The sequence below is a fragment of the Devosia sp. Root105 genome (genome assembly GCF_001424865.1).
Classification (GTDB): domain Bacteria; phylum Pseudomonadota; class Alphaproteobacteria; order Rhizobiales; family Devosiaceae; genus Devosia_A.
Map to the genome: position 1 here is coordinate 312,849 of NZ_LMCR01000012.1, position 23,488 is coordinate 336,336.

The 23,488-nt window shown below is 65.4% G+C and carries 24 protein-coding genes; 14 read left to right on the forward strand and 10 right to left on the reverse strand.

What is annotated here, in order from left to right:
- Positions 1–37: 37 nt before the first annotated feature.
- Both ASC68_RS10195 and ASC68_RS10200 read right to left on the reverse strand, forming a co-directional pair.
- A complete protein-coding gene (locus ASC68_RS10195) occupies positions 38–550 on the reverse strand; it encodes a heme-degrading domain-containing protein (protein WP_055878381.1) in 513 nt (170 codons plus the stop codon).
- Between the two features lie 99 nt (positions 551–649).
- Complete coding sequence (locus ASC68_RS10200; protein WP_055878382.1) at positions 650–1,123, reverse strand: GFA family protein; 474 nt, start codon at positions 1,121–1,123, stop codon at positions 650–652.
- A 101-nt stretch (positions 1,124–1,224) separates the two neighbouring features.
- On the opposite strand from ASC68_RS10200, the gene ASC68_RS28630 reads away from it, so the two are divergent.
- The 4 genes from ASC68_RS28630 to ASC68_RS10210 all read left to right on the forward strand — a co-directional run bounded on the left by ASC68_RS28630 (position 1,225) and on the right by ASC68_RS10210 (position 2,951).
- Positions 1,225–1,371, forward strand: coding sequence for a DUF1127 domain-containing protein (locus tag ASC68_RS28630; protein WP_156384522.1), 147 nt, complete (start codon positions 1,225–1,227; stop codon positions 1,369–1,371).
- 90 nt (positions 1,372–1,461) lie between these two features.
- Positions 1,462–1,632: a DUF1127 domain-containing protein gene (locus ASC68_RS28295; RefSeq protein WP_082528055.1), complete on the forward strand. Its 171-nt coding sequence runs from the start codon at positions 1,462–1,464 to the stop codon at positions 1,630–1,632.
- Positions 1,633–1,773: 141 nt separating this feature from the next.
- Positions 1,774–2,256, forward strand: coding sequence for a DUF1003 domain-containing protein (locus ASC68_RS10205; protein WP_082528056.1), 483 nt, complete (start codon positions 1,774–1,776; stop codon positions 2,254–2,256).
- Positions 2,257–2,318: 62 nt separating this feature from the next.
- Positions 2,319–2,951, forward strand: coding sequence for a LysE family translocator (locus tag ASC68_RS10210; protein ID WP_055878384.1), 633 nt, complete (start codon positions 2,319–2,321; stop codon positions 2,949–2,951).
- A 330-nt stretch (positions 2,952–3,281) separates the two neighbouring features.
- On the opposite strand, the gene ilvC is transcribed toward ASC68_RS10210, so the two are convergent.
- Positions 3,282–4,301, reverse strand: coding sequence for a ketol-acid reductoisomerase (ilvC, locus tag ASC68_RS10215; RefSeq protein WP_055878387.1), 1,020 nt, complete (start codon positions 4,299–4,301; stop codon positions 3,282–3,284).
- Between the two features lie 45 nt (positions 4,302–4,346).
- Positions 4,347–4,985 carry a TetR/AcrR family transcriptional regulator C-terminal domain-containing protein gene (locus ASC68_RS10220; protein ID WP_055879813.1) on the reverse strand — a complete coding sequence of 213 codons (639 nt, stop codon included), beginning with the start codon at positions 4,983–4,985 and terminating at the stop codon, positions 4,347–4,349.
- Positions 4,986–5,216: 231 nt separating this feature from the next.
- On the opposite strand from ASC68_RS10220, the gene ASC68_RS10225 reads away from it, so the two are divergent.
- Positions 5,217–6,206 carry an aldo/keto reductase gene (locus ASC68_RS10225; RefSeq protein WP_055878388.1) on the forward strand — a complete coding sequence of 330 codons (990 nt, stop codon included), beginning with the start codon at positions 5,217–5,219 and terminating at the stop codon, positions 6,204–6,206.
- A 20-nt stretch (positions 6,207–6,226) separates the two neighbouring features.
- Positions 6,227–7,318 carry a fatty acid desaturase family protein gene (locus ASC68_RS10230; protein WP_055878389.1) on the forward strand — a complete coding sequence of 364 codons (1,092 nt, stop codon included), beginning with the start codon at positions 6,227–6,229 and terminating at the stop codon, positions 7,316–7,318.
- A 299-nt stretch (positions 7,319–7,617) separates the two neighbouring features.
- Here the strand turns inward: ASC68_RS10230 and ASC68_RS10235 are convergent, their stop codons facing one another.
- Positions 7,618–8,214 carry an HdeD family acid-resistance protein gene (locus ASC68_RS10235; RefSeq protein WP_055878391.1) on the reverse strand — a complete coding sequence of 199 codons (597 nt, stop codon included), beginning with the start codon at positions 8,212–8,214 and terminating at the stop codon, positions 7,618–7,620.
- Positions 8,215–8,449: 235 nt separating this feature from the next.
- Here ASC68_RS10235 and ASC68_RS10240 point away from each other — a divergent pair, with 235 nt between their 5' ends.
- The 4 genes from ASC68_RS10240 (at position 8,450) to ASC68_RS10255 (ending at position 11,923) form a co-directional block, all read left to right on the forward strand.
- The gene (locus ASC68_RS10240; protein ID WP_055878393.1) at positions 8,450–9,124 is read left to right on the forward strand and encodes a response regulator transcription factor; all 675 of its coding nucleotides are present in this window, start codon (positions 8,450–8,452) and stop codon (positions 9,122–9,124) included.
- Entirely contained in the window at positions 9,121–10,473 is a 1,353-nt protein-coding gene (locus ASC68_RS10245) for a HAMP domain-containing sensor histidine kinase (RefSeq protein ID WP_055878395.1), read from the forward strand. Before ASC68_RS10240 ends, ASC68_RS10245 begins: the two co-directional genes overlap by 4 nt.
- A gap of 181 nt (positions 10,474–10,654) precedes the next feature.
- On the forward strand, positions 10,655–11,287 hold the full coding sequence (locus tag ASC68_RS10250) for an outer membrane protein (protein ID WP_055878397.1): 633 nt from the start codon (positions 10,655–10,657) through the stop codon (positions 11,285–11,287).
- Positions 11,288–11,491: 204 nt separating this feature from the next.
- Positions 11,492–11,923: a BA14K family protein gene (locus tag ASC68_RS10255; protein WP_055878399.1), complete on the forward strand. Its 432-nt coding sequence runs from the start codon at positions 11,492–11,494 to the stop codon at positions 11,921–11,923.
- Between the two features lie 35 nt (positions 11,924–11,958).
- On the opposite strand, the gene ASC68_RS10260 is transcribed toward ASC68_RS10255, so the two are convergent.
- The 5 genes from ASC68_RS10260 to ASC68_RS10280 all read right to left on the reverse strand — a co-directional run bounded on the left by ASC68_RS10260 (position 11,959) and on the right by ASC68_RS10280 (position 17,461).
- On the reverse strand, positions 11,959–13,989 hold the full coding sequence (locus ASC68_RS10260; protein WP_055878401.1) for a GMC family oxidoreductase: 2,031 nt from the start codon (positions 13,987–13,989) through the stop codon (positions 11,959–11,961).
- 32 nt (positions 13,990–14,021) lie between these two features.
- Entirely contained in the window at positions 14,022–14,561 is a 540-nt protein-coding gene (gene hpt / locus ASC68_RS10265; protein WP_055878403.1) for a hypoxanthine phosphoribosyltransferase, read from the reverse strand.
- Between the two features lie 2 nt (positions 14,562–14,563).
- The gene (locus ASC68_RS10270; protein WP_055878405.1) at positions 14,564–15,439 is read right to left on the reverse strand and encodes a carbohydrate ABC transporter permease; all 876 of its coding nucleotides are present in this window, start codon (positions 15,437–15,439) and stop codon (positions 14,564–14,566) included.
- Positions 15,436–16,398, reverse strand: a complete 963-nt coding sequence (locus tag ASC68_RS10275) for an acetylxylan esterase (protein WP_055878406.1) — start codon at positions 16,396–16,398, stop codon at positions 15,436–15,438. Before ASC68_RS10275 ends, ASC68_RS10270 begins: the two co-directional genes overlap by 4 nt.
- A gap of 61 nt (positions 16,399–16,459) precedes the next feature.
- Positions 16,460–17,461 (reverse strand): LacI family DNA-binding transcriptional regulator, encoded by a 1,002-nt coding sequence (locus ASC68_RS10280; RefSeq protein ID WP_248310521.1) that lies wholly within the window; start codon positions 17,459–17,461, stop codon positions 16,460–16,462.
- Positions 17,462–17,827: 366 nt separating this feature from the next.
- On the opposite strand from ASC68_RS10280, the gene ASC68_RS10285 reads away from it, so the two are divergent.
- From ASC68_RS10285 to ASC68_RS10300, 4 genes are all read left to right on the forward strand, one after another.
- Positions 17,828–20,170 carry an alpha-L-rhamnosidase gene (locus ASC68_RS10285; RefSeq protein ID WP_055879816.1) on the forward strand — a complete coding sequence of 781 codons (2,343 nt, stop codon included), beginning with the start codon at positions 17,828–17,830 and terminating at the stop codon, positions 20,168–20,170.
- A gap of 86 nt (positions 20,171–20,256) precedes the next feature.
- The gene (locus ASC68_RS10290; RefSeq protein ID WP_055879818.1) at positions 20,257–21,543 is read left to right on the forward strand and encodes an extracellular solute-binding protein; all 1,287 of its coding nucleotides are present in this window, start codon (positions 20,257–20,259) and stop codon (positions 21,541–21,543) included.
- Positions 21,544–21,655: 112 nt separating this feature from the next.
- On the forward strand, positions 21,656–22,537 hold the full coding sequence (locus tag ASC68_RS10295; protein ID WP_197421198.1) for a sugar ABC transporter permease: 882 nt from the start codon (positions 21,656–21,658) through the stop codon (positions 22,535–22,537).
- Complete coding sequence (locus tag ASC68_RS10300) at positions 22,534–23,361, forward strand: carbohydrate ABC transporter permease (RefSeq protein ID WP_055878412.1); 828 nt, start codon at positions 22,534–22,536, stop codon at positions 23,359–23,361. The genes ASC68_RS10295 and ASC68_RS10300 overlap by 4 nt, the downstream gene beginning before the upstream one ends.
- Positions 23,362–23,488: the final 127 nt, after the last annotated feature.

The following is a 23,488-nucleotide window of genomic DNA, read 5'->3' on the forward strand; positions in this document are numbered from 1 at the left end:
GGCGGCATGGCCAACGGCATCCCGGCAAGCCGGCCGGTCAGTCGGCGGTCGGTTCCTCGTGCGACAGCATGAGTGGCACTGGATCGATGCCGAGATGCCCTGCGATCGCGGTCACCACGAAGCCATGATCGTGCCTGCCGGGGACGCCCGACACGGTGATCGTTCCGACGACGCTTACCCCCTCGATGCGGATCGGGAACGAGCCGCCATGCGCCGCAATCTCGGTAGGGTCGACATTGTCATCGGGTGCGAAGCCGCGATTGTCGCGCTGCTGGCGCAGCGTCAGCGCGTAGGAAGCGCGGTTGAAGCGCCGAACGCAGTTACTCTTGCGCCGGACCCACTCGAAATTGTCCGGGCCGGTGACGGCCATCGCGTAGTAGTAGAGCGGCCGGTTCCAGAAGCGGATGTCGATCACCAGGGCCGCCTTTGCCGCCACCGCGAGCTCACGAATATCCTCGCCCAACTGCAGCGCCGTGGTCTCGTCGAACCGGCTGAACACCAGCTGCCGCTCCTGCTCGGCCACCAGCGCGATATCACTGTCGAAACTCATCATCCCCTCCAGGCGTTTCGTCCACCTGCTAGCACGACACGGTGCGCCGCTCCCTCCGCCAGCGCGGCGATTTCTTCCGGCAAATTGCGGTGGACCGCATCAGGTCGTCGCCGCGCTCCAGGCGTCATAGAGCGGTTGGCGGTCGGGCGGCTGGCCAGGGAAATTGACCTGCGCCTCATCGATCACCGCCCATGGCAGGCGGCTGGCGGTCCAGATATTGCCGATGGGGACGGCCCAGCTCGGGTCGTCGAGCGTGCCGGGCTTGACCACGAAGAGCGCCGGCGAGGCGAGCGGCTCGTTCCAGAGCTTGGTGCCGCAGCGGGCGCAGGCCAGCATGCGCACGGTCCTGCCGCTGTCGGCCGGCTTGTCGTAGGCAACGAGTTCGCCCCGCAGATGCTGCAGCCGGTCGCGGGCGATCGGCATCGACATCGAGTGCGTGGCGCCGCTCAGGCGCTGGCAGTCGCGGCAGTGGCAGTTGTAGACGGCAAGCGGCGCGCCGGTGATGCGGTAGCGCACCGCGCCGCAGATGCAGCCTCCCTCGACCGGGAATGCCGGCGACGCGATCTCAGTCATTGGTCTCTCCCTGAATTCCTCGTTCAGAACCGGTTCAACCGGCCTCGGTCATTGAGCGCCCCAACGCCGGACGAGCCGGCTATCAAACCAAGGAATCGAACATGATCCCCGAACTGTTGCTGCTGTCCGACCACCTGCGTGCCCGTACGCCCAACCAGCAGATCGAAGACCGCCTGCTGGCCGATATCGGGCTGACGCGCGCAGAGCTCAGGAAGCAGAAGACCTGGTTCGGCCGCAAGCCCCGCTAAGGGCCAAACGGTTCATCAGGCATTCATCGATCCACGGGCATAAGCCCACTCCGCCGATCCCGGCACCACCCAAACTGACGAGATGACCAAATGGCTTTCAGCCTGACGTCCATGTTCCGTCGTGCAGAACGCAAGCGGGTCTTCACCGACCTGATGAAGTTCGACGACCATCTGCTGCGTGATATCGGCCTCACTCGTGGCGACCTCGCCGCGATGCGCGCCGGCCGCCACCACAGCACGCCTTCCCGCGGCCATGAGTGACCTCGCGGTAGGCGATATCCCAAGCTGAAGGGCCCCGAGATGATCGGGGCCCTTTTTGATTCGGGGCTCACCGGATCCGATCCCGCGCCGACCGCCAGACCTGATAGAACCGCCGCATGGCATGGCCAGCAAGAGGCGGCAATGAGCGAAACCAAACCCCACCACGACAACACCGAGACGGCGCGGCGATTCACGCTGCGACAGGCCAAGCCGATCAGCCTCCCCCGCACTTATGGCGAGTACCTCGCCGACCAGATCGCGGCGCTTGTCGGATCGTGGCGCTTCATCATCGTGCAATCGGCGGTGCTGGTGCTGTGGATCGTGTTCAACGTCGTCGCCTGGGTGCAGCACTGGGACCCTTACCCCTTCATCCTGCTCAACCTGGTGCTGAGCTTCCAGGCCGCCTTCACCGCCCCGATCCTGATGATGGCGCAGAACCGCCAGTCCGACATCGACCGTCAGAAGGCGCAGCTCGATTACGATGTGAACCTGCGCGCCGAACTCGACATCGAGGCCCTGCACGAAAAGATCGACCTGCTCCGCCAGGAAGACATCACCCGGCTGGTTGGCCTGCTTGAAATGCTCACCCGCGAGCGAATCGAGAAGGGCGACAGCAAAACGTAGGCGTCACTGGCGGAAGTTCATGGCGCGTGGCATGCAGGTGTGCAGCCAACCGGGGATCCGCCGTGCCCGCGCTCACCACCCTTCTCGCCTTCGCCGGCGTCGCCTTCGCTATGGTGATCGCCCCCGGCCCCAACATGGCCTACCTGGTCTCCCGCTCGATTGCGCAGGGTCGTGCCGCCGGGCTGATCTCGCTGCTCGGGGTTGCCACCGGCTTTATCGTCTACATGCTGGCGGCGGCGCTCGGCCTCACCGCGCTGCTGTTCGCGGTGCCCTTCGCCTATGACGCGATCCGCATCGCCGGAGCGCTCTACCTCGGCTGGCTGGCCTGGAATGCGCTGCGCCCCGGCGGCCATTCGCCGTTCGAACTCAGGACGCTGGCGCCGGATTCGCCGAAGCGACTCTATGCGATGGGCCTGTTCACCAGCCTGTTGAACCCCAAGGTCGCGGCGCTCTATCTGTCGCTGCTGCCGCAGTTCATCGACAAGTCGGCCGGCAATGTGCTCGGCCAGACCTTGGTGCTTGGCGCCACGCAGATTGCCGTGAGCATGACGGTCAATGCCATCCTCATCATCACGGCGGGGACGGTGGCACTGTTCCTCACCGGACGACCGTTGTGGGCCCGGCTGCAGCGCTGGCTGATGGGCACGGTGCTCGGCTTCCTCGCCATTAGGATGGCCACGGACACCAGCCGGTAGATCCAATAGGGCCGCATCGCGCTAACGCGGTGGGCCAACCGTTTCGCCTACCCACCGGATGTCATCCCAGCGAAAGCTGGGACCCATTTCTCCGCTGGCACGGGCTGTGAGTTGGGTCCCAGCTTTCGCTGGGATGACATCGAGTCGTTGGAGCAACCTGTGCTCCCCGACGGTGATGACCAGAAACGACAAAGGGGCCCGGAGGCCCCTCTGCGCATACATCCTGCGAAGGATCTTTGGATTAGTTCTTGGCCTTGTCGACCAGCGCGCCGGCCTTGGTCACGGCGGCGCGCCAGCGCGCATCAGATCAAGCGTGGAGCAAGGCCCCGCTTAGTTCTTGGCCTTGTCCACGAGGGCGCCGGCCTTGATCCACGGCATCATGCCGCGGAGCTTCTCGCCGACTTCCTCGATCTGGTGCTCGTCGGCGAGGCGACGGGTCGCCTTGAAGCGCGAGGCGCCGCCCTTGTATTCCTGCATCCACTCGGAGGTGAACTTGCCGGACTGAATGTCCTTGAGCACCCGCTTCATCTCGGCCTTGGTCTCCGAGGTGATGATGCGCGGGCCCGAGACATACTCGCCCCACTCTGCAGTGTTCGAGATCGAGTAGTTCATGTTGGCGATGCCGCCCTGGTAGATCAGGTCGACGATCAGCTTCACTTCGTGCAGGCACTCGAAATAGGCCATTTCCGGAGCGTAGCCGGCTTCCACCAGCGTCTCGAAGCCGGCGCGGATGAGCTCGACCAGGCCACCGCAGAGCACCACCTGCTCACCGAACAGATCGGTCTCGCATTCCTCGCGGAAGTTGGTTTCGATGACGCCCGAGCGGCCGCCGCCGACGCCCGAGGCGTAAGCCAGGGCGATGTCGTGGGCATTGCCCGAGGCGTCCTGGTGGACGGCGATCAGGCACGGCACGCCGCCGCCCTTCTGGTATTCGCCACGCACGGTGTGGCCCGGGCCCTTCGGCGCGATCATGATCACGTCGACGGTCGCCTTGGGCTCGATCAGGTTGAAGTGCACATTGAGGCCGTGCGCGAAGGCGATGGCGGCGCCGTCACGAATATTGGGCTCGATGTCCTTCTTGTAGATGTCGGCCTGCAGTTCGTCGGGGGTCAGCATCATCAGGACGTCGGCCCACTTGGCGGCATCGGCGACGGACATCACCTTGAGGCCTTCGCCCTCGGCCTTCTTGGCCGACGGCGAGCCCGGACGCAGCGCCACCACGATGTCCTTCACCCCGGAATCGCGGAGGTTCAGCGTGTGCGCATGGCCCTGCGAGCCGTAGCCGACGATCGCGACCTTCTTCCCTTTGATGATGTTGAGATCGGCATCCCGATCATAATAGACGCGCATGGAAGTCTCCTCTTGGTGCGTTGGGCCGGTGCGGCCGATTTGAACTCAGGCGGCCGGGTGGACCGCGTAGATGGCAAGAAACTGTTCCGTCGCCCGGGCCGCGTCGCGCGCGATCTCGGCTTCGGCAGGAGTGAAGGTTTCGCCGAGCAGCAGGCGGATCTGCGCGTCGCGCACGACAAGGCCGAAGAAGCTGCGATAGGCTTCCTCGGAGCTGTCGAAGCGCAACAGCCGCGCCTCCCTGCCCGCTTCCAGCACCGGCTTCAGGCGCTTGCGGATAGCGAGCGGACCGTTCTCGAGGACGATGGCCCCGAGCCCATGCTTTTCGGCGCCGGCATGGCCGATGGCGAGACGGTTGAGCGTCACCGAGACATCGCCGACGATGGTGCCCAGCAGGTCTCGAGCGAACTGCTCGATGCTCTGGCGCAGTGAGGCGGAATCAAGCCGCCAGCGATCGACCTGCGGCGCCTTCACCTTGGCGGCCTGCCACTGCACCGTCGCGGTGAGCAGCCCGTCGCGGTCGCCGAACCACTTGTAGAGCGTTTCCTTGGAGCACGAGGCGCGGCGCGCCACCGAGGTCATGGTCAGCCGATCGCCCTGCTCGACGAGCAGATCCAGCGCCGCCGTCAGCACCTGCTGCTGGCGCGGCGTGAACACCTCTTCGCTATTGGCAACGGCAGACGCCACGACGACACCCAAGGCCCCGCGAGGTGACGATCCGCACCCCGCGAACCGGACACCTCGACATCAATGGCGCGACCGTACCGTACGTTACGGTTCGGCGCAAGGGGGATGTCGGGATGCAATATGCTGGACGTCTGCCCGCCGGGTCGCGAGCGGGGCATTGGTCGCAAGGCTGGGTTGTCCGATCCGGGAGGAGATGCTGGTATGGCAGTTACCGATGGAGGACAAACAAACATGAAAACGTCGCTGCCCACCCGCGCTTTCGGCAAGACCGGCATGGAGATCACCCGCCTTGGCGTCGGCGCCTGGGCGATGGGCGGCAATATGTGGGGCCCGCAGGATGACGCTGATTCCGACGCTGCCATCCGCCACGCCATCGACCTGGGCATCAACTGGATCGATACTGCTGCGGCCTACGGCGTCGGCCATTCCGAGGAGGTGATCGGCCAGACGCTGAAAGCGCTGCCGGCCGATCGGCGGCCGTTCGTCTTCACCAAAGGCGGGGTGATCCGCGACGCCAACGGGCAGAACCCGCGCCGCCTCGCCAACAAGGCGAGCCTCCGCAACGAACTCGAGAACTCGCTCAAACGCCTGCAGGTCGAGGCCATCGATCTCTACCAGGTGCACTGGCCGGCCGACGACGTGCCGCTCGAGGACTATTGGGGGACGATGCTCGAGCTGAAGTCCGAGGGCAAGGTTCGGCATATCGGGCTCTCGAACCACAATGCCGAGCAACTGGCGCGAGCCGAAGCGATGGGGCATGTGGAAACGCTGCAGCCGCCGTTCTCGATGATCAAGCGGGAGACCGCGGAGGCGATCCTGCCGTGGTGCGCGGCGCATGGCACCGGCGTCATCTGCTACAGCCCGATGCAGGCGGGCCTGCTCACCGGCAGCTTCACCCGGGAGCGCGCCGCGACCCTGGCCGACAACGACTGGCGGAAGACCAACCCGGAGTTCACCGGCGAGCGGCTCGACCGCAATCTTGCCCTCGCGGCGGCATTGAAGCCGGTTGCCGACAAGCACGGCACTTCGATCTCAACCATCGCCCTCACCTGGGTGCTAGCCTGGCCTGGGCTGAGCGCCGCGATTGTCGGCGCCCGATCACCGGCCCAGGTCGATGGCTGGATCGATGCAGCGACCATCGAACTCGACGCCGCCGACCTCGACAGCATCGCCGCCACCATTGGCGCCACTGGCGCCGGGCAGGGTCCTGTCAGGCCGTAAGGACACATCGGAGGGGGCCGATGATCACGAAGCGCGACTACAGCATCACCGGGCCCGAGGCGCAGCGCGCCATCGAGCGCGGCCTCGCGGCAGCCGAGTGGTATCACACTGAGGTGCCACGCGCCGTCATGAAAGAACTCATGCAACGCTCCGATGGCCCGGCGATACGCGACAACCTGATCTGGCTTGGCCTGCTGCTGGTCACCGGCATTGGCGGCATCGCGTCCTGGGGCACCTGGTGGTGCGTGCCGTGCTTCTTGGTTTATGGCGTGCTCTATGGTTCGGCCAGCGACAGCCGCTGGCATGAATGCGGGCACGGCACGGCGTTCAAGACAGCGTGGATGAACAAGGTGATCTACCAGATCGCCTGCTTCATGCTGATCCGTAACCCGACGACCTGGAAATGGAGCCACGCTCGCCACCACGCCGACACCATCATCGTCGGCCGCGACGTCGAGATCGCGGTGATGCGACCGCCGGTGCTGGCCCGGGTGATCCTGAGTTTCGTCGGCATTGTCGACGTCTGGTACGCGCTGGGCGACATGGTACGGAACGCTGCCGGCAATGTCAGCGACGCCGAGAAGAGCTTCATTCCCAAGGGCGAGTGGCCCAAGGTGGTTCGGGTGGCGCGGATCTGGGTGGTGATCTACGCCGCGACCGGCATCACCGCGATCGCCATGCAGTCGATCCTGCCGTTCATGCTGGTCGGGCTACCCCGCCTCTACGGCTGCTGGCACATGGTGATGGTGGGGCTGTTGCAGCATGGCGCGCTGGCCGAAGACGTCACCGACCATCGGCTGAACACCAGGACCGTGCTGATGAACCCGATCAGCCGCTTCCTCTATTCGGACATGAACTATCACGTCGAACACCACATGTTCCCGGTCGTGCCCTACCACGCGCTCGAGAGGCTGCACGAAGCCATCAAGCACGACCTGCCCCCGCCTACCCCGTCAATCCTTGCGGGTTATCGGGAGATGATCCCGATCTGGCTGCGTCAGCTCAAGGGCGAAGATGTCTTCCTGCGCAAGGACCTCCCACCGTCCGCCAAGCCTTATCGCGAGGACCTGCAGGTCGAGGCGCCGATGAGCGGAACCGGCGCGGCAGAGTAGGTATCGGCAGGCCACCAGGCGTCGGCGCGGCGACGCCTCTGGCTTTGTCAGCGAAATTGCAGGAACGTTCCGCTATCAGGCCGCCGCCCTGATCTTGCGTCCACACCTGACGGGGTTGGCGGGCGGCTCAGCGAAAGCTCGAGGCGCCCGCCATCTACCTTGTCCGCAAGTATACCGCGGCAAGAAAATGCCCCGGTCACCTTGGCGATCCGGGGCATTGATCAGGGGCTTCGCGTTCTTGAGGGCGCTTTTACCGTGCCCTTTGAACGTGGCTCGCGCTGCTTGGTTCCAGTGCCGGTTCAGGCCGGCCGTTTGAACTTCCGCACCCGGAAGGCCAGCATGATCAGCAACACGCCCGCAAAGATTGCATAGCCGGCGATGGTCCAGATCAGCGACAGCGCCCCTGCCCCCGGTTGGAACAGCAGCAGCAGGCCGAACAGGATGCTGAGCGCGCCGAACAGGCCGAGCACCCACTCGCCCTCGATCTCCTTGCGGGCCTGGATGGCGCCCCAGATGGTCAGCACACCAATGATGATCGCCCAGATGCCGATGAAGATGACGAGGATGAACGCGGTCATGCCGGGCCAGAAGAAGGCAGCAAGACCGGCGAGGACGCTGACGACGCCGCTGATCGCCATCCACCAGCGCGGCCCCATGGCGGGGGAGTTGGCGCGGCCGGAGATCGCGGCCCACAGGGCGAAGACGCCGTCGATGAGGGTGTAGGCGCCCCATAGCAGGGTCAGCGAGATGAGCGTGATGGCGGGCCAGAAGATGGCCAGCACGCCGAAGGCGATGGCGGCGATGCCGCGCAGCAGCAGCAGCCACCAGTTGTCGCCAAGCATGGCGCGGAGTCCGGCGGGAAAATCGGAAGGCGTAGAAGTCTCTGTCTCGGCCATCATGCTTCTCCACTGTTTCGCGGGAAAGCTCCGGAACTTCCGAGAGCCCCATTGCGACAATACCAGAGTCTGCGGTCGCCGAAAAAGCCAAACGCCGCCTGAAATGGCTCGAATATCTAACGGGTTAGTTAGCCCTCAGGCGGCTGATCGGCCGCACTCGGACCCGAGGTTGCCGCGGCGCAATCCTGGCGCAATGCATGCTGCATATGGCAGATCGTGGCGCGGGGATTCCTGAATGCGATTGCTACTTGTCGAAGACGAGCCGGAAATGGCCGCGGCGCTGAGCGCCGTGCTGGCGCGCTACGATATGGTCGTCGACCATGCGCGCACCAAGCTCATCGCCGAAGAGGCAATCCTCAGCCACACGCATGACGCGGTGCTGCTCGACCGCAAGTTGCCGGACGGCGACGGCATCGACCTGGTGCCGCTGCTGCGCAAGCGCCACGCCGGGGTGCCGGTGATCATCATTTCGGCCCGTGGCTCGATTGCCGACAAGATCGAGGGGCTCGACACCGGCGCCGACGACTATCTGCCAAAACCCTTTGCGGTAGAGGAACTGCTGGCACGGCTGCGCGCCGTGCTGCGGCGGCCGATGCAGGTGGCGCCGGAATCGGTGCAACTGGGCGCGCTGTCGTTCGATCTCGACAGCCGCGAGGCGCGGATCGGCGAGAGCACCATCGAGCTGCCGCGGCGCGAACTGCTGGTGCTCGAATGCCTGCTGCGACGCGCCGGCCGCACGGTGCTGCGCACCTCGCTTGAAGACGCGGTCTATGGCTATGGCGACGAGATCCAGTCGAACTCGCTCGATGCCCATATCTCGCGGCTCAGGCGCAAGCTCGCGGACGCCAAGGCGGGGGTCGAAATCCATGGCATTCGCGGCGTCGGTTACCTGATCAAGGCGGTGGCATGAAGTTCTGGCGCCCCCACTCGCTGCGTCGACGCCTAGCCTGGCGTCTGGTGCTGCTGCAAACCGTGACGCTGTCGCTGGCTTCCGCCATCCTCACCATCCTCATCCTGCAGCTCAATCCAGGCGAGCAGATCGTCGACAGCTCGCTTGCCGAGGCAGTCGCCGCCGCTATGCGACGCGGACCCCATGGCGAACTGGTGCTCGGCCCTAATGCCGAGCTCGAGCGCTATCGCGCCGAGTCTCCCACGGTTTGGATGATCGTCACGGACGACCAGGGGCACGCCTTCGAGGATGGTCCGGTGCCGGCCGCCTATAGCGAGATGGCGTCGAGCCTCAACCGGCTGTGGTTTGTCGACATTCGCGACTCGGGTGGTGAAGAAGATCTGGCGGCGGCATTCCACAGCGGCGATACACCGATCGGCAAGCTCTACGTGCTGGCCGGTGGTGGCGCCTTTGTCAGCACCATCTTTGCGGCGATCCTGGTCGGCAACATCTTCATCCTGCCGTTGCTGCTGATGCTGATCATCGCGACGGTGATCGCCATCCCGTTGATCGTTCGCAAGGTGATGCGCGGGCTGGACGCTGCCGAGGAGCAGGCCCGCAGCATCAATTTCGACAAGCACGGCACACGCCTGCCGCTCGACAAGGTACCCTACGAGGTCCGCGGCCTGGTGACGGCGGTGAATGAGGCCCTGACTCGCCTCGACGAAGGCTATGAGCGGCATCGCCGCTTCCTCGCCGACGCGGCGCATGAGCTGAAGACGCCGATCGCAATCCTGCAGACCCGAGTGGAGAATCTCGACACCGGCCCGGAGCGGACCCGGTTGCTCACCGACACGGCGAGACTGGCGGCCATGGCCGAACAGTTGCTCGACCTGCAGCGGCTGGCCCAATCGCAGATCGACTTCCAGCCGATCGACCTGTTGCCGCTGGCCGAGCGCGTGGTCGCCGATCATGCGCCGCTTGCCATCTCCGCCGGGTACGACATCTCGCTCAGGGCGCCCGACCCTTCCGCCTGGGTGCTGGGCGATCGCGGCGCCATCGAGCGGTTACTGGCGAATTTGACGCAGAATGCGGTGGTGCATGGCGGCAATAACGGCACCATAGAGATCGAGATCGCCGGCAACGGCACTTTCGAGGTGCATGACAGCGGACCGGGTATTGCGCCGGAGCATCGCGAGAAGATCTTCGAGCCGTTCTACCGCATCCGCCCACTCGACCGCGGTGCCGGGCTCGGGCTGAACCTGGTGCGCGAAGTGGTGCGCCAGCATGGCGGCAATATCTCGGTGCTGCCGAGCCATCTCGGCGGGGTCTGCTTCCGCGTCGAACTGCCCGTGGCAACCACGCCATAGCGATTTCGGCGCCGCGCAATGCTCGCGCAATCCCAACAGTGAAAATGGCGAACGCGGTCAGTGAATGACCGCGAGGTCACCGAATGACCTCTGCAGTCCGGTTGCAAGGTGCATGCCGGCCATCCTCACTTGCCCGGCGGCCACCTCCCTGGTTGCGGGGCCCGTTGTTCGCGGAGTTCCCATGTTCTGGAAGTTTTCTACCCCTGGCTTCGTTGCCGTCCTGCTGCTCGGCGTCCTGCCGGCGACCGCGGCCGACGCGCAGGACAGCCGCTGGAGCGAGCCCTACGCGCCGGCCTCAGCCTCTGAATGGACCGGTTTCTACGCCGGTATCCATGGCGGCCTCGCGCCCAAGGCATCCGACTTCAACATCTTCAAGGACTCGAGCCTGCTGGGCGGCGTGCAGGCCGGCTACACCATGCAGCTTGGCCCGGCGGTGATCGGCGCCGAGCTCGAAGGCACCTATGCCCGCGGCATCGTCTATGGCGTCGGCAGCGGCGAGCTGGAGCAGAACTGGAGCGGCGCCGCCAAGGTTCGCGGTGGTCTCGCCCTTGGCGGCACGCTGGTCTACGGCACCGCCGGCTATGGGGTGGCGCGGCTCGATGCCGGCAACAACGTCATCTCCGACGACAAGTGGGTCGGTGGCATGCTGTGGGGCGCCGGGCTCGAGCAGAGCTTTGGCAACGGCCTGTCGGCGCGGGTCGAATACACGCAGACGCGCTTCAACGACGTCGACTCGACCCTTACCGGCAACATCCACCGCAGCGACGACCTGACCAATCACGCGGTCAAGGCGGGGCTCAACTTCCGCTTCTGACGAGATCGCATCGGGATCGACGGATCTGTCACTCGTTCCGTCGGTCCCCAGGGCGGCCCGCGGCCACCCGGGCCGCCCATTCCCCATCCCCTAGAGCGGTTCGCCGTTCCATTGAACGGCGAACCGCTCCAGGTCCCTGCTTTTGTCGCGCTTTCGAACCGGAAAAGTCTGCAACTTTTCCTGAAAGCCCTCCGAGGAACCAAAATGGCTCTCGCCAGAACCCTGACTGCCGTCATGATGGCGGCCTCATTTGCCCTGCCCGCGATTTCCCCCGCCCTGGCGCAGTCGCCGGCCGGCAACCGCATTCACGTCGCCCAGAGCGAGGACCAGCGCTGGGCCGACTGCAGCCAGTTCCTCGACCGCCGCGAACGCGAGCGGTGCGAGAAGGACCGCTGGGGCCGCCCCAGCAAAAAGAACAATGACGATGATATCGGCGCGGCGATCGGCGCGGGCATTATCGGCCTGACCATTGGCGCCATCATCGCCGGCTCGGCCGAGAAGGAACGCAGCAGGCGCGATCGCTATGACGCCGAGTACGAGCGCTGGCTCGATTACTGCAGCCGCAAGTACCGCAGCTTCGATCCGGAAACCGGTACTTATCGGGCCAGCAACGGACGTCGCTACGTTTGCCGGTGACCGACGTCCAGCCGGTCCGGAGCGATCCGGGCCGGCTACATTGAACTGGCCAGATGCTCGGCATTGCGGAAGGCCAGCGCCATGATGGTCAGCACCGGGTTGAAGCCGCCATTGGTCGGGTGCAGGCCGCCGTCCGAGACGAACAGATTGTCGTGTCCCCAGACACGACCAAAGGGATCGGTTACCGAGTTGGATGGATCGGTTCCCATACGGCAAGTGCCGGCCTGATGCTGGCCACCCGATAGTCCGGGATTGGGTGCGAAGCCCCAGGTAGCAAGCGCCCCGGAAGCGTGAAGCCAGCCGAGCGCCTTGCCGTGCATGTAATGGGCCGTCCGGATGGTTTCAGCGTGCACCGCGCCTGACAGCATCGCCACCGGCAGCCCCCATTTGTCCCGTACCCCGGGAGCAACCCGCACCCGTGCCTCGGCATTGGGGATCTCGTGCACCGGCCCCGCGACGCGCAACACGCGGTGAAACTGGTCGCGCATGAAATCCTTGGCGCCCTGCCCCCAGCGCCGCTGCCCTGGCGGCAGCACGTTCTTCCAGAAGATGATCGGCGGCTGGACGAAATCGTCGGCCAGCATGCCGCCGCCAACGATGCCGGGGTTGCCGTGATTGTAGGCGGTGGTGGCGATGCTCACGCCCGGCCCGCGCGAGGCATGCACCGTCTCGTCGAACTGACCGTAGGCGACGGCATAGACGTGCCCCTGCAGGTTCCGGCCGACGAGGTCGTGCTCGTTGCCCAGACCATCCGGTTCGCGCGCCGAGGGCGAGTTGAGCAGCAGGCGCGCCGTCTCGATCGCGCCGCCGGCCAGCACTACTGCCTTGCCTCGCACGGAATGCTCCGCGCCGGTGCTGTCGGCGAAGCGAACACCGGTGACGACCCCGGCGCTGTCGGTGTCCACCCGGAGGACCATGGCGCCGGTGACCAGATGGCAGCGGCCGGTGGCGAGCGCTCTCCTGATCATGGTGTTCTGGGTGCCGTTCTTGGCGTCGCTCGGACACGGGAAGCCGACGCAGCTGCCGCAGCCCATGCAGCCGTCGCGGCCGTGACGCGGCTGGCTGTTGATGGCAAGCGGCGGGCGGGTCGTGGTGATGCCGAGGGCGGCGGCGCCGCGCCTCAGCACCGAGCGGGCCGGACTGTCCGGTAGCGGCGGCATCGGATAGTCGCGCGTGCGCAGACCTTCGTGACTATGGGCGGCGCCCTCGCCGGAGACGCCGATCTCCCACTCAGCGCGTTCGTACCAGGGCGCGAGATCATCGTAACCGATCGGCCAATCGATGAGGGATGAGCCCTCCGGAACCCCGTAGAGGCTCGCCATGCGGAAGTCGGCCCGATGGAAGCGCCAGGCCTGGGCGCCATAGACCAGCGTGCCGCTGCCCACGGCGGCGGCAAGGTTCTGATAGCCGTTCTCGTGCGGGCGGAGCACCCGCTCGACACCGTCCGGCCCCGCCAGCACCCGCGGGTTGCCGTCGAGGTCCGGACCGGTGTTGTGGCCGTAGAGCGCCAGACGGTGATTGCGCAGGTGGTCACGATGGCCGCTGTCGGAATAATCGCGCACGAGCCCACGCTCGAGCAGCAGCACGTGCTTGCCGGCCTCGGCCAGCACACCGGCGGCCACGCCACCACCGGCGCCAGCTCCCACGATGATCACATCATAGTCGAGCGTGCCGGAGAACGGCTGCGGCGCCTGCCCGTCGCGTCTGGCGGGACCGGTCGGTCCCTCCGGCAGCCGGTGCTCGTAGCCAACCATGTCCCAAGAGGCAGCATTCGGATTGCCGCCATTGCCGGGATCGGCATAGACGCCCTCGGCTACCAGTTCGCAGAGTTCGCGGAACCAGCCGGCATCATCGAGGCCGGCGAGCGTCGCATCCCGCTCGGCCTCGGGGAGAGCAGCGAAATCGGCAGGCAGCCGCGCGAGGCCGGCGGCGATGGCGGCGCCCAATTTCGGCTGGGCGGGAAGGATGCCATCGAGGTAGTCGAGCGCGCCGAAGGCAACGGCCCCGCCATCCCGGTCGGCCGGCATGATGCGGTCGACCACCGCCGCGAGCAGCGTGCGATCCATGTCCCCTCCTCCGCCGGTCCCCTCGGCCTTAGCTAGTCGGTGAACCGCACCGCACCAATGTGATCGAGGTTGCGGTTGCGTTGCGCGTAATCGATCCCGTAACCGACGACGAACTTGTCGGGGATCTCGAAGCCGATCCAGCGCGCCTTGACGCTGGTCTCGCGCCGCGACGGCTTGTCGAGCAGCGCGCAGACTTCGATGCGCTTGGGGTGGCGGGTCGCGAGGATTTCCAGCACGTGCTTGAGCGTGTAGCCGGTGTCGACGATGTCCTCGACCACCAGCACGTCACGGCCTTCGATCTCGCCGCGCAGATCCTTGAGAATGCGCACCTCGCGGCTGGACTCGGTGGAGTTGCCGTAGCTCGAAACTTCGAGGAAATCGACTTCCACCGGCAGGTCGAGCTCACGCACCAGGTCGGCAATGAAGATGAACGAGCCGCGCAGCAGCCCCACCACCACCAGCTTGTCGGTGCCGGCATAGTGGTTCGAGATTTCCTTGGCGAGCGCCTCCACCCGAGCCGCGATCGCCTTGGCCGAGATCATCTCGTCGATCACGTAGTTCCTGGTCGTCATGCCTACTTCAGTGCCCCTTGGGTGAGTCCGCGCACAAAATACTTGCCGCCGATCAGATACACCAGCAGCGGCGGCACGATCGCCATCATCACCGTGGCCGCCGAGCCGCCGGCGCGCACCCCCATGATCGCCACGGTGATCGGCTGCTGCGCGCCGGAAGTAAACACCATGCCGTAGAGGTACTCGTTCCAGATCTGGGTGAACTGCCAGATCACCGTCACCGCAGCGATCGGCCCCGAGAGCGGCAGCATGACGCGCACGAAGATGCGCCAGAACCCGGCGCCATCGACCTGCGCCGCCTTGACGATCTCGTTGGGAACGCTGGCGTAGAAGTTGCGGAAGAACAGGGTGGCGAACGAGATGCCCATCACCGTGTGGATGAGTAAGAGGCCCAGCACATTGTTCTGCAGGCCGAGCTTCCCGATGATCCAGGCCCAGGGCAGCAGCGCGATCTGGCTGGGCAGGAAGATGCCGAGAAGGATCATCACGAAGATGAACTCCGAGCCGGGGAACTTCCACTTGCTCAGCACATAGCCGTTGAGCGCCCCGATAATGGCGGTGGCGATGGTCGCCGGCACGGTGATGATCAGCGAGTTGAGGAAGTTCGGCCCCAGCCCCCGGCACATGCCGCTGACGCAGGCATCGTTCCAAGCGCGCAGGTAGTTGTCGAATGAGAAGCTCTCCGGAATGGCGATGATGCCGTTGCGGAACACCTCCTCGCCGTCGCGGAACGAGTTGGAGAGGACCAGCAGCGCCGGCAGCGCATAGATCAGCCCGAACAGCGCCAGCACTGCGTAGATCAGGATGCGCGACAGCGCCCATCGGCGGCGGGCGCTGGCCCCGTCGCGGTCGGCGTAGGCCAGCGCCAGCGTGGTCACGGCAGGGTCTCGTCGAGCCAGGCGACCTGCCGCCGCTCCTGCCAGGTGCCGCCACCCTCGTGATTGTTGAAGGTGTAGCTCTCGATGGTCTTGGGACCGGCCCAGGCGTTGAAGGCGCCATAGACGGTCGAGGGCGGGCAGACGTCGTCCATCAACGCCACCGAGAACAGCGCCGCCGCCTTGGAGCGCGCCGAGAAATGCACGCCATCGAAATAGTTGATGGTGCTGTAGGCGGCAGCCGCCTTCTCGCGATGGGTGGCGAGGAAGCGGACGATTTCGCCATAGGGGTCACGGGTGGTGAGGCCGACGGCGCGCGGGAAATCGCAGAGGAACGGCACGTCCGGCATCGCGGCCCTCACCCGCGGCTCGAGCCCGGCAACGGCGATCGAGATGCCGCCACCCTGGCTGCCGCCAACCACCGCGAGCTTGTTCGGATCGGTTTCGGCGCGGCCGAGCGCCGCCTCAACGGCGCGCACGCCGTCGGTGTAGACGCGGCGATAATAGTAATCCCGCGGGTCGTTGATGCCGCGGGTCATGAAGCCGGGGTGCGCCGGGAACGAGCCGGCCGGGTCCGGGGTATCGCCGCGCGACCAGGAACTTCCCTGCCCGCGCGTATCCATCACCAGCACGGCGCGACCGGTGGCCGGCCACAGCAGATGCTCCTGCGGCAGGCCGCGACCGCCGCCATAGCCGATGAACTTCACCACGGTGCCGCGCGGCGCGACGCCGGCCGGCCTGATGTACCAGCCGCGCACCTTGTCACCGCCGAAGCCGGAAAAGGTGACATCGGCGACGTCGAACAGTTTCAGCCCGGTATCGACCGGCTCGAATACAGCCTCCAGCGGTTTGGCGCGCGAGTGCTCGAGGGTCTCCGCCCAGAAGCTGTCGAAATCGGCGGGAGCGACGGCGCTCGAACGGTAGCTGTCGAGCTGGGACTGCGGCAGGTCGAAAAAGGGCATGATCTCTATCTGGTCCGGTTGGCGCGCAATGTTTGACTGGAATGGTAGGCGGTGGAAAGCTCTACGAAGGGCGAGGACGCGAACTGCCGCGTACCACCAGCCGCGGCGAGACGACGAAATGATCGCCCTGCTGCCTTCCGTCGATCCGCTCGATCAACAGGCGCGCCGCCTGTAGCCCGAGCACCTGGCCGGACTGGTCGACGCTGGTGAGGCTGTTCTGCGCCAGATCGCAATAGATGGTGTTGTCGTAGCCGACGATGGCGAGGTCGCCGGGTACCGAGAGGCCCAGGTCCTTGGCGACGCTCAGCGCATGCAGCGCTACCATGTCGGTCCAGCAGAACAGTGCCTCTGGCCGATGCCGGGATTCGAGCAGGTGCCGCACAACCGTCTGTACCTCGCGCGCCGTCTGGTCGGCCGGCACGATGTTGATGTGCTGGGCCAGCCCACGTTCCTTCATCGCCTCGCGATAGCCGCGCTCACGCTGCACCGTGACCACGACATTCTTGGTGGGGACGGCCAGCGTCACCATGGTGATGCGGCGATAGCCGTTGGCCGCGAGGTGGCGCACCACCTGAGCGGCGCCGGCAACGTCGTCGTTGTTGGCCGTATCGAGCGTCGCCAGTTGCGGCACGTGATAGCCGACCACCGCCGTCGGGATGCGGCTCGACACCGCCTCCGCTGTTTCCGGCGGCATGCGAGGCCCGATCATGATCAGCCCATCCATCTGCCGATCGATCATCGAGTCGATCAGCGACATCTCGATGGTCTCGGCGGAGCGGCTGACGCCGATCATGGTCTGATACTGGGTGCGGTCGAGCGCCTCGTTCACCCCGGCAAGGATATCGGCGAAGAAGGGGTTGCGCATATCGGGCAAGAGGATGCCCAGCGTGTAGGTGCGCCCGCGCATGGCGCGCGCGCCGGCATGCGGCCGGTAGTTCAGCTTCTCCATCGAAGCCTGCACCCGGGCACGCAGCGCATCGCTCACGCCATAGGCGTCGCGCAGCACCTTCGACACAGCCGCCACCGACACGCCGGCGTCGGCCGCAACCGTCTTGATCGTCACGCGGCTGGTTTTGCTTGCTGGCGCCACAGTTCCCCCCGAACCGGCCCCTCTTCTAGGACATTTCACCGTTTCATTGAAACGGCGAAATCCCCAAGTCCTTGATTTGACGCGCCATCGAACCGGAAAAGTCTGCAACTTTTCCTGAAGGCGCTCTGCAACCCGCTTTCCACAACACAACGTGAGCGATTTTGGCGGTTCTTGAGGGCATTTGGCGGCTACTGCGTCGATTTGGCGGTTCTTGCGCGAATCCTGCTTGAACTGATCGTGTAGAACGGTATACGTAGAACGTCACACGTTGATCGGCAGCCAGCGGCGCCGGATGGACCGCAACAGGTCCCTTGGGAGGATGCAAAATTGAACGAGACGATGCTCATCCGGGCAGGTGAAGCCGTATCCAGCCAAGGCGCCTGGGTCGCCGAAATGATCCACCCCAGCGTCGATCAGGGCGTCGGCACGCAGTCGTCGTTCCTGCGCAAGACTTTCAACCTCTCCTCCCGCGGCGGGGCCGGGACGCTGAGGATCAGCGCTCTCGGCCTCTACCGGGCGTTCATCAACGGCAAGCGCGTCGGCGGCGACCTGCTGACGCCGGGCTGGACCAGCTACTGGGACCGCCTCAGCTTCCAGACTTACGATGTCAGCGCCCTGCTCAAGGACGGCGACAACACCATCGACATCTGGCTGGGCGATGGCTGGTACCGCTCGCGGATGATGTGGCCGCGCAACCAGCTGTTCAACACCTGGGGCGACAAGATCGGCGCCATTGCCGAGCTGCGCGGCGCCAATGGCGAGCTCATCGTCGGCACCGACAGCACCTGGCAGAGCGGCCTCGCGCCGGTGATGAAATCCGGCATCTACTATGGCGAGAATTACGACGCCCGGGCCGAGAATGCGCCGGCAAGTGGTGGCGCCAACGTGCTCAGCGGGTTCGACAAATCGACGCTGCTACCGGCCGAGACGGCCGGTGTGCACGAACTGCCGGCCCTGCCGGTGGTCAAATCCTTCGCCGATGCTCAGGGGCGCACGGTCTACGATTTCGGCCAGAACGCCGGCGGCTACGTCGCCTTCACCGTCGAGGGCGAAGCCGGCGCCAAAATCACCATCGAGCATGCCGAACTCACCAACCATCTCGGCGAGTTCGACCGCGAAAGCATGCGCTCGGCCGAAGCCCGCGTCGAATACGTGCTGAAGGGCGGCGCGCCGGAGAGCTATCGCCCGACCTTCAGTTTCTTCGGCTTCCGCTTCGCCCGCGTCGCCATCGAGGGCAAGGCGACGATCAGCAAGATCGAGATGATCCCGATCAGCTCGGCGGTCACCCGCACGGCGAACTTCAGCTCGGCCAACCCGCTGGTCAACCGGCTGGTCGAGAATACCGTCTGGTCGCAGCGCTCGAACTTCATCGAGGTGCCGACCGATTGCCCGCAGCGCGACGAGCGGCTGGGCTGGACCGGCGATGCGCAGGTGTTCGCGCCCACCGCCTGCTACCTGCACGAGAGCCACGGCATGCTAGTGAAGTATGTCCGCGATCTGATCGCCGACCAGCGGCCGGATGGCGCCATCCCGCATGTGGTGCCGGATCCGACGCGCAACCATGAGGACGTGGTGCCGGGCTTTTACGGCTCGACCGGCTGGGGCGATGCGATCGCCGTCATCCCGTGGACGCTCTACAACCACTATGGCGACCGCGCGATCCTCGAGGAAGCGCTGCCGGCGATGGTCAAGTGGAACGATTTCGTCTGGTCGATCAGCGATGGCCCGATCGTTCGCCCGCCGGCCGGCTGGGGCGGGCGCGGCTTCACCTTCGGTGACTGGCTGCAGCCGCAGGGCGATTTCGCCAAGCCCTACCCGACTATCGGCGACGACGCCGCGGCGACGATCTACCTCTACATCTCCTCGCACCTCGCTGCCAAAACCGCCGAAGTGGTTGGCGACCAGGCGCAGGCCAAGCGCCTCAACGACCGCGCTGCCGAAGTAAAGAAGGCTTTCCAGCGGGAGTTCATGACCGCCGCCGGCCGTATCGGCTACAACGACCAGACCTCCTATGCGCTAGGGTTTTTGTGGGACCTGATCCCGCCCGAGCACTACGAAGCGGCCAAGGGCTACTTCAAGGAGACGGTGGCGCGCGCCCATGGCCGCATCGGCACCGGCTTCATCGGCACCCCGGCGCTGCTGCCGGCGCTGGTCAAGATCGGCGAGTCCGAGCTCGCCGGCTCGGTGTTCCTCCAGGAAGGCCTGCCCGGCTGGCTGTTCCAGGTGAAGATGGGCGCCACGACGATCTGGGAGCGCTGGAACGCGCTCAACGAGGACGGCGTGGCGTTCGATCCGCAGATGAACAGCTACAACCACTATGCCTATGGCGCAGTGTGCCAGTGGCTGCTCGAAGGCGTCGCGGGTTTCCGCCCCGATCCGGCGCTGCCGGCGTTCAAGCACATCTTCTTCGAGCCGACGATCATCCCGGCGCTGTCGCCGGTCGCCGCCAACCATGACTCGGCCGCCGGCCGGATCGAGGCCGGCTGGAAGGTCGATGGCGGCAAGGTGACCTACAATCTCACGGTGCCCGAGGGCGCGAGCGGCACGCTCGTCCTCGCCGCCGACTACACCGACGCCAGTGTCGACGGCATCGCCGTCAGCGAGCGCGGCACGGACGGAAAAGCGCGCAGCCTGCTGGCGCCCGGAAAGCACAAGGTGACGTTCCGGATCAGCAAGCCCTGACGGCAGAGGAGCCGAAAGGACTGGAAGAACTGCAACCGGCCGCCGGAGGACCCATGGCGGCCACAAGGGAGGAACTATCAATGCTGATGCGCAATCTGACGCGTGCGGCGCTGGCAACCACCGGCATCGTCGTGATCATGGCGGGCGCCGCAAGCGCGCAGGACAAGGTCAAAGTGACCTTCCTGTTCGACAACGCGCCGTCGACGGTCGCCATGGCCGAGGCCCTGGCCGCCGCCTTCGAGGCCAAGAACCCCAATATCGACATCGAGACTGAAAGCCGCCCGGGCGGCGCCGATGGCGACAACCTGATCAAGACCCGCCTCGCCACCGGCGAGATGAGCGACGTGTTTCTCTACAATGCCGGCTCGCTGTTCCAGGCGATCAACCCGGTGCAGAACCTCGTCGATGTCACCGATGAGCCGTTCCAGGCCAATGTCATCGACAGCTTCAAGGCCACCGTCACCGGCACCGATGGCCGCGTCTATGGCGCGCCGATCGGCACCGCGATGGGCGGCGGCATGCTCTACAACATCCCGATCTACAAGGAGCTGGGCCTGAGCGTACCGAAGTCATGGGCGGAGTTCATGGCCAATAACGAGAAGATCAAGGCGGCCGGCAAGACCGCGGTGATCCAGACGTTCGGCGAGACCTGGACGTCGCAGCTGTTCGTCCTCGGCGACTTCTACAACGTGCAGGCAGCGGTTCCGACTTTCGCCGCCGACTATACCGCCGGCAAGGCCAAGTACGCCACGACGCCCGCCGCCATGAAGGGTTTTGAGCGCCAGGAAGAGGTGTTCAAGGCCGGCTACCTCAACGAGGACTTCGCCGCCGCCACCTTCCCTGACGGCGTCACCAAGATCGCCACCGGCGAAGGCGCGCATTACCCGATGCTGTCGTTCGCCGTCTCCAACATCAAGGAACTGGCGCCCGAGCACATCAACGATGTCGGCTTCTTCGCCATTCCCGGCGATGACGCAGCCAGCAATGGCCTCACCACCTGGATGCCGGCCGGTCTCTATATCCCCAAGACCTCGAAGCACCCGGACGAGGCCAAGGCGTTCGTCGCCTTCGTCGCCTCGATCGAGGGCTGCGATGTCCAGACCCAGTCCGCCGGCGCGACCGGTCCCTACCTGGTGAAGGACTGCACCCTGCCGGCCGACGTGCCGCCGGTGGTCTCCGACCTGCTGCCCTACTTCCAGGAAGGCGGCCACAGCGCCCCTGCCCTCGAGTACCTGTCGCCGATCAAGGGCCCGGCGCTCGAGCAGATCACCGTGGAAGTCGGTTCGGGCATCCGTTCGGCCGCTGACGGCGCCGCGCTCTACGACGAAGACGTCAAGAAGCAGGCCCAGCAGCTCGGCCTGCCCGGCTGGTAATCGCGCCAGTCGCGTGTGAAACTTGGCGTCCGGCCTCACCGGCCGGACGCCAACACCTTGGACTTGGAGGAGGACAGGTATGGCAGTTGCGGTCGCTGAGGGCTCGGTGCCCATTGCAAACCCGCGCCGCAAGTCGCGCACGGCGGGGCTCTATCCGAGCTGGTTCTACCTTCCGGCGGCCATCATCTTCGCCGTGCTGTTCATGCTGCCCACCTTTGCGTCGCTGTTCTTCAGCCTGACCCGGTGGACGCTGCAGAAGGCCGACTTTATCGGGCTCGAAAATTTCGCCCAGTTCTTCCGCGAGCCCTTCCTGTTCCAGGGCCTCGTCAACACGCTGATCTATGGCGTCGTCACCTCGGGGCTGAAAGTGGTGCTCGGCATGCTGCTGGCGCTGCTGCTCACCTCCGACATTTTCGGCCGCGGGTACCTCCGCGCCGTGGTGTTCTTCCCGGTGCTGGTCTCGACCGTCGGCGTCGGCATCACCTTCACCGCCATGATGCACCCGACCCAGGGGCTGATCAACGAGACGCTGGCTTCGATCGGCATCAAGGGGCCGGGCTGGCTCACCGATCCGCGCTTTGCACTCTACTCGGTCGCACTGGTCGATGTGTGGAAGGGCGTCGGGCTCGCCACGGTGATCTACATCGCCGGCATCGTCTCGATCCCGCTCGAATATTATGAAGCCGCCAAGATCGACGGCGCCACGCCGTGGCAGCGGTTCTGGACTGTGACCCTGCCGCTGGTGCATCCGGCCACTGCGACAGTGATCATCCTCAGCTTCATCGGGGGCCTGCGCTCCTTCGACATGATCTGGGCGATGACCAAGGGCGGTCCCGGCTTCACCTCCGACGTTATCGCGTCGGTGATCTATAAGCAGTACCAGGCCGGCTTCTATGGCCTCTCCACCGCCGGCAATGTCGTGCTGTTCATCATGGTCGCACTGATCATCGTGCCGCTCTCCATGCTGCTCAATCGCCAGGAGACCGACCGGTGAGACACGCCCAGCGTTACATTCTCGGCGGCATCGCGATCGCTGCGTCGATCGTGGTTTTCCTCGTGCCGTTCGCCTTCATCATCCTGACCGCGGTCAAGGACCGGCGGCAGGCGGCGACCCGCTCGTTCGACTGGCCGACCAGCTGGCACTTCTGGGATAACCTGATGGAGGTGCTGAGGACGCAGGACTACATGCTGGTCACGGCGTTCATCAACTCGATCATCCTCACCGTGGTGAGCGTCACGCTGCTGGTGGTGTTCGGCGCCATGGTCGGCTTCGTGCTGCAACGCCGGCCGTCGCGCTGGACGCCGATCGTCAATTTCCTGGTGCTGGCCGGGCTGATCATCCCGCCGGCGGTGGTGCCGACGATCTGGGTGCTGCAGTCGGTCGGCATGTTCAAGACCATGCACGGAATGATCCTGATCGAAGTCGCCTATGGGTTGAGCTTTACGATCCTGCTCTTCCGCGCCTTCGTTGCGACCATCCCGCGCGAGCTCGACGAGGCGGCGATCATCGACGGCGCCGGACCGCTGCGGCTGTTCTTCCAGGTCGTGCTGCCGCTGCTCAAACCGGTGGTGGTGACGGTGATCGTGGTGCAGTCGGTCGCCATCTTCAACGATTTCACCAACCCGCTCTACTACCTGCCGGGCAAGCAGAACGTCACGGTGCAGCTGACGCTGTTCAACTTCCAGGGGCAGTTCAACACCTCGCTGCACCTGCTCTTCATGAACATCCTGCTGATCACCATCCCGCCGCTGATCGTCTACCTGTTCTTCAACCGCCAGATCGTGGCGGGGATGACGGCGGGCGCGGTGAAGGGGTAGTTGCAGACTGAAGCAGACGGCCCCCTCCCAACCTCCCCCATGAAGGGGGAGGTGAAGAGTCGAGGCTGTGTCTTCGATCGTCCTAAGCACACCGGCGGGGCACCTCCCCCTTCATGGGGGAGGGCCG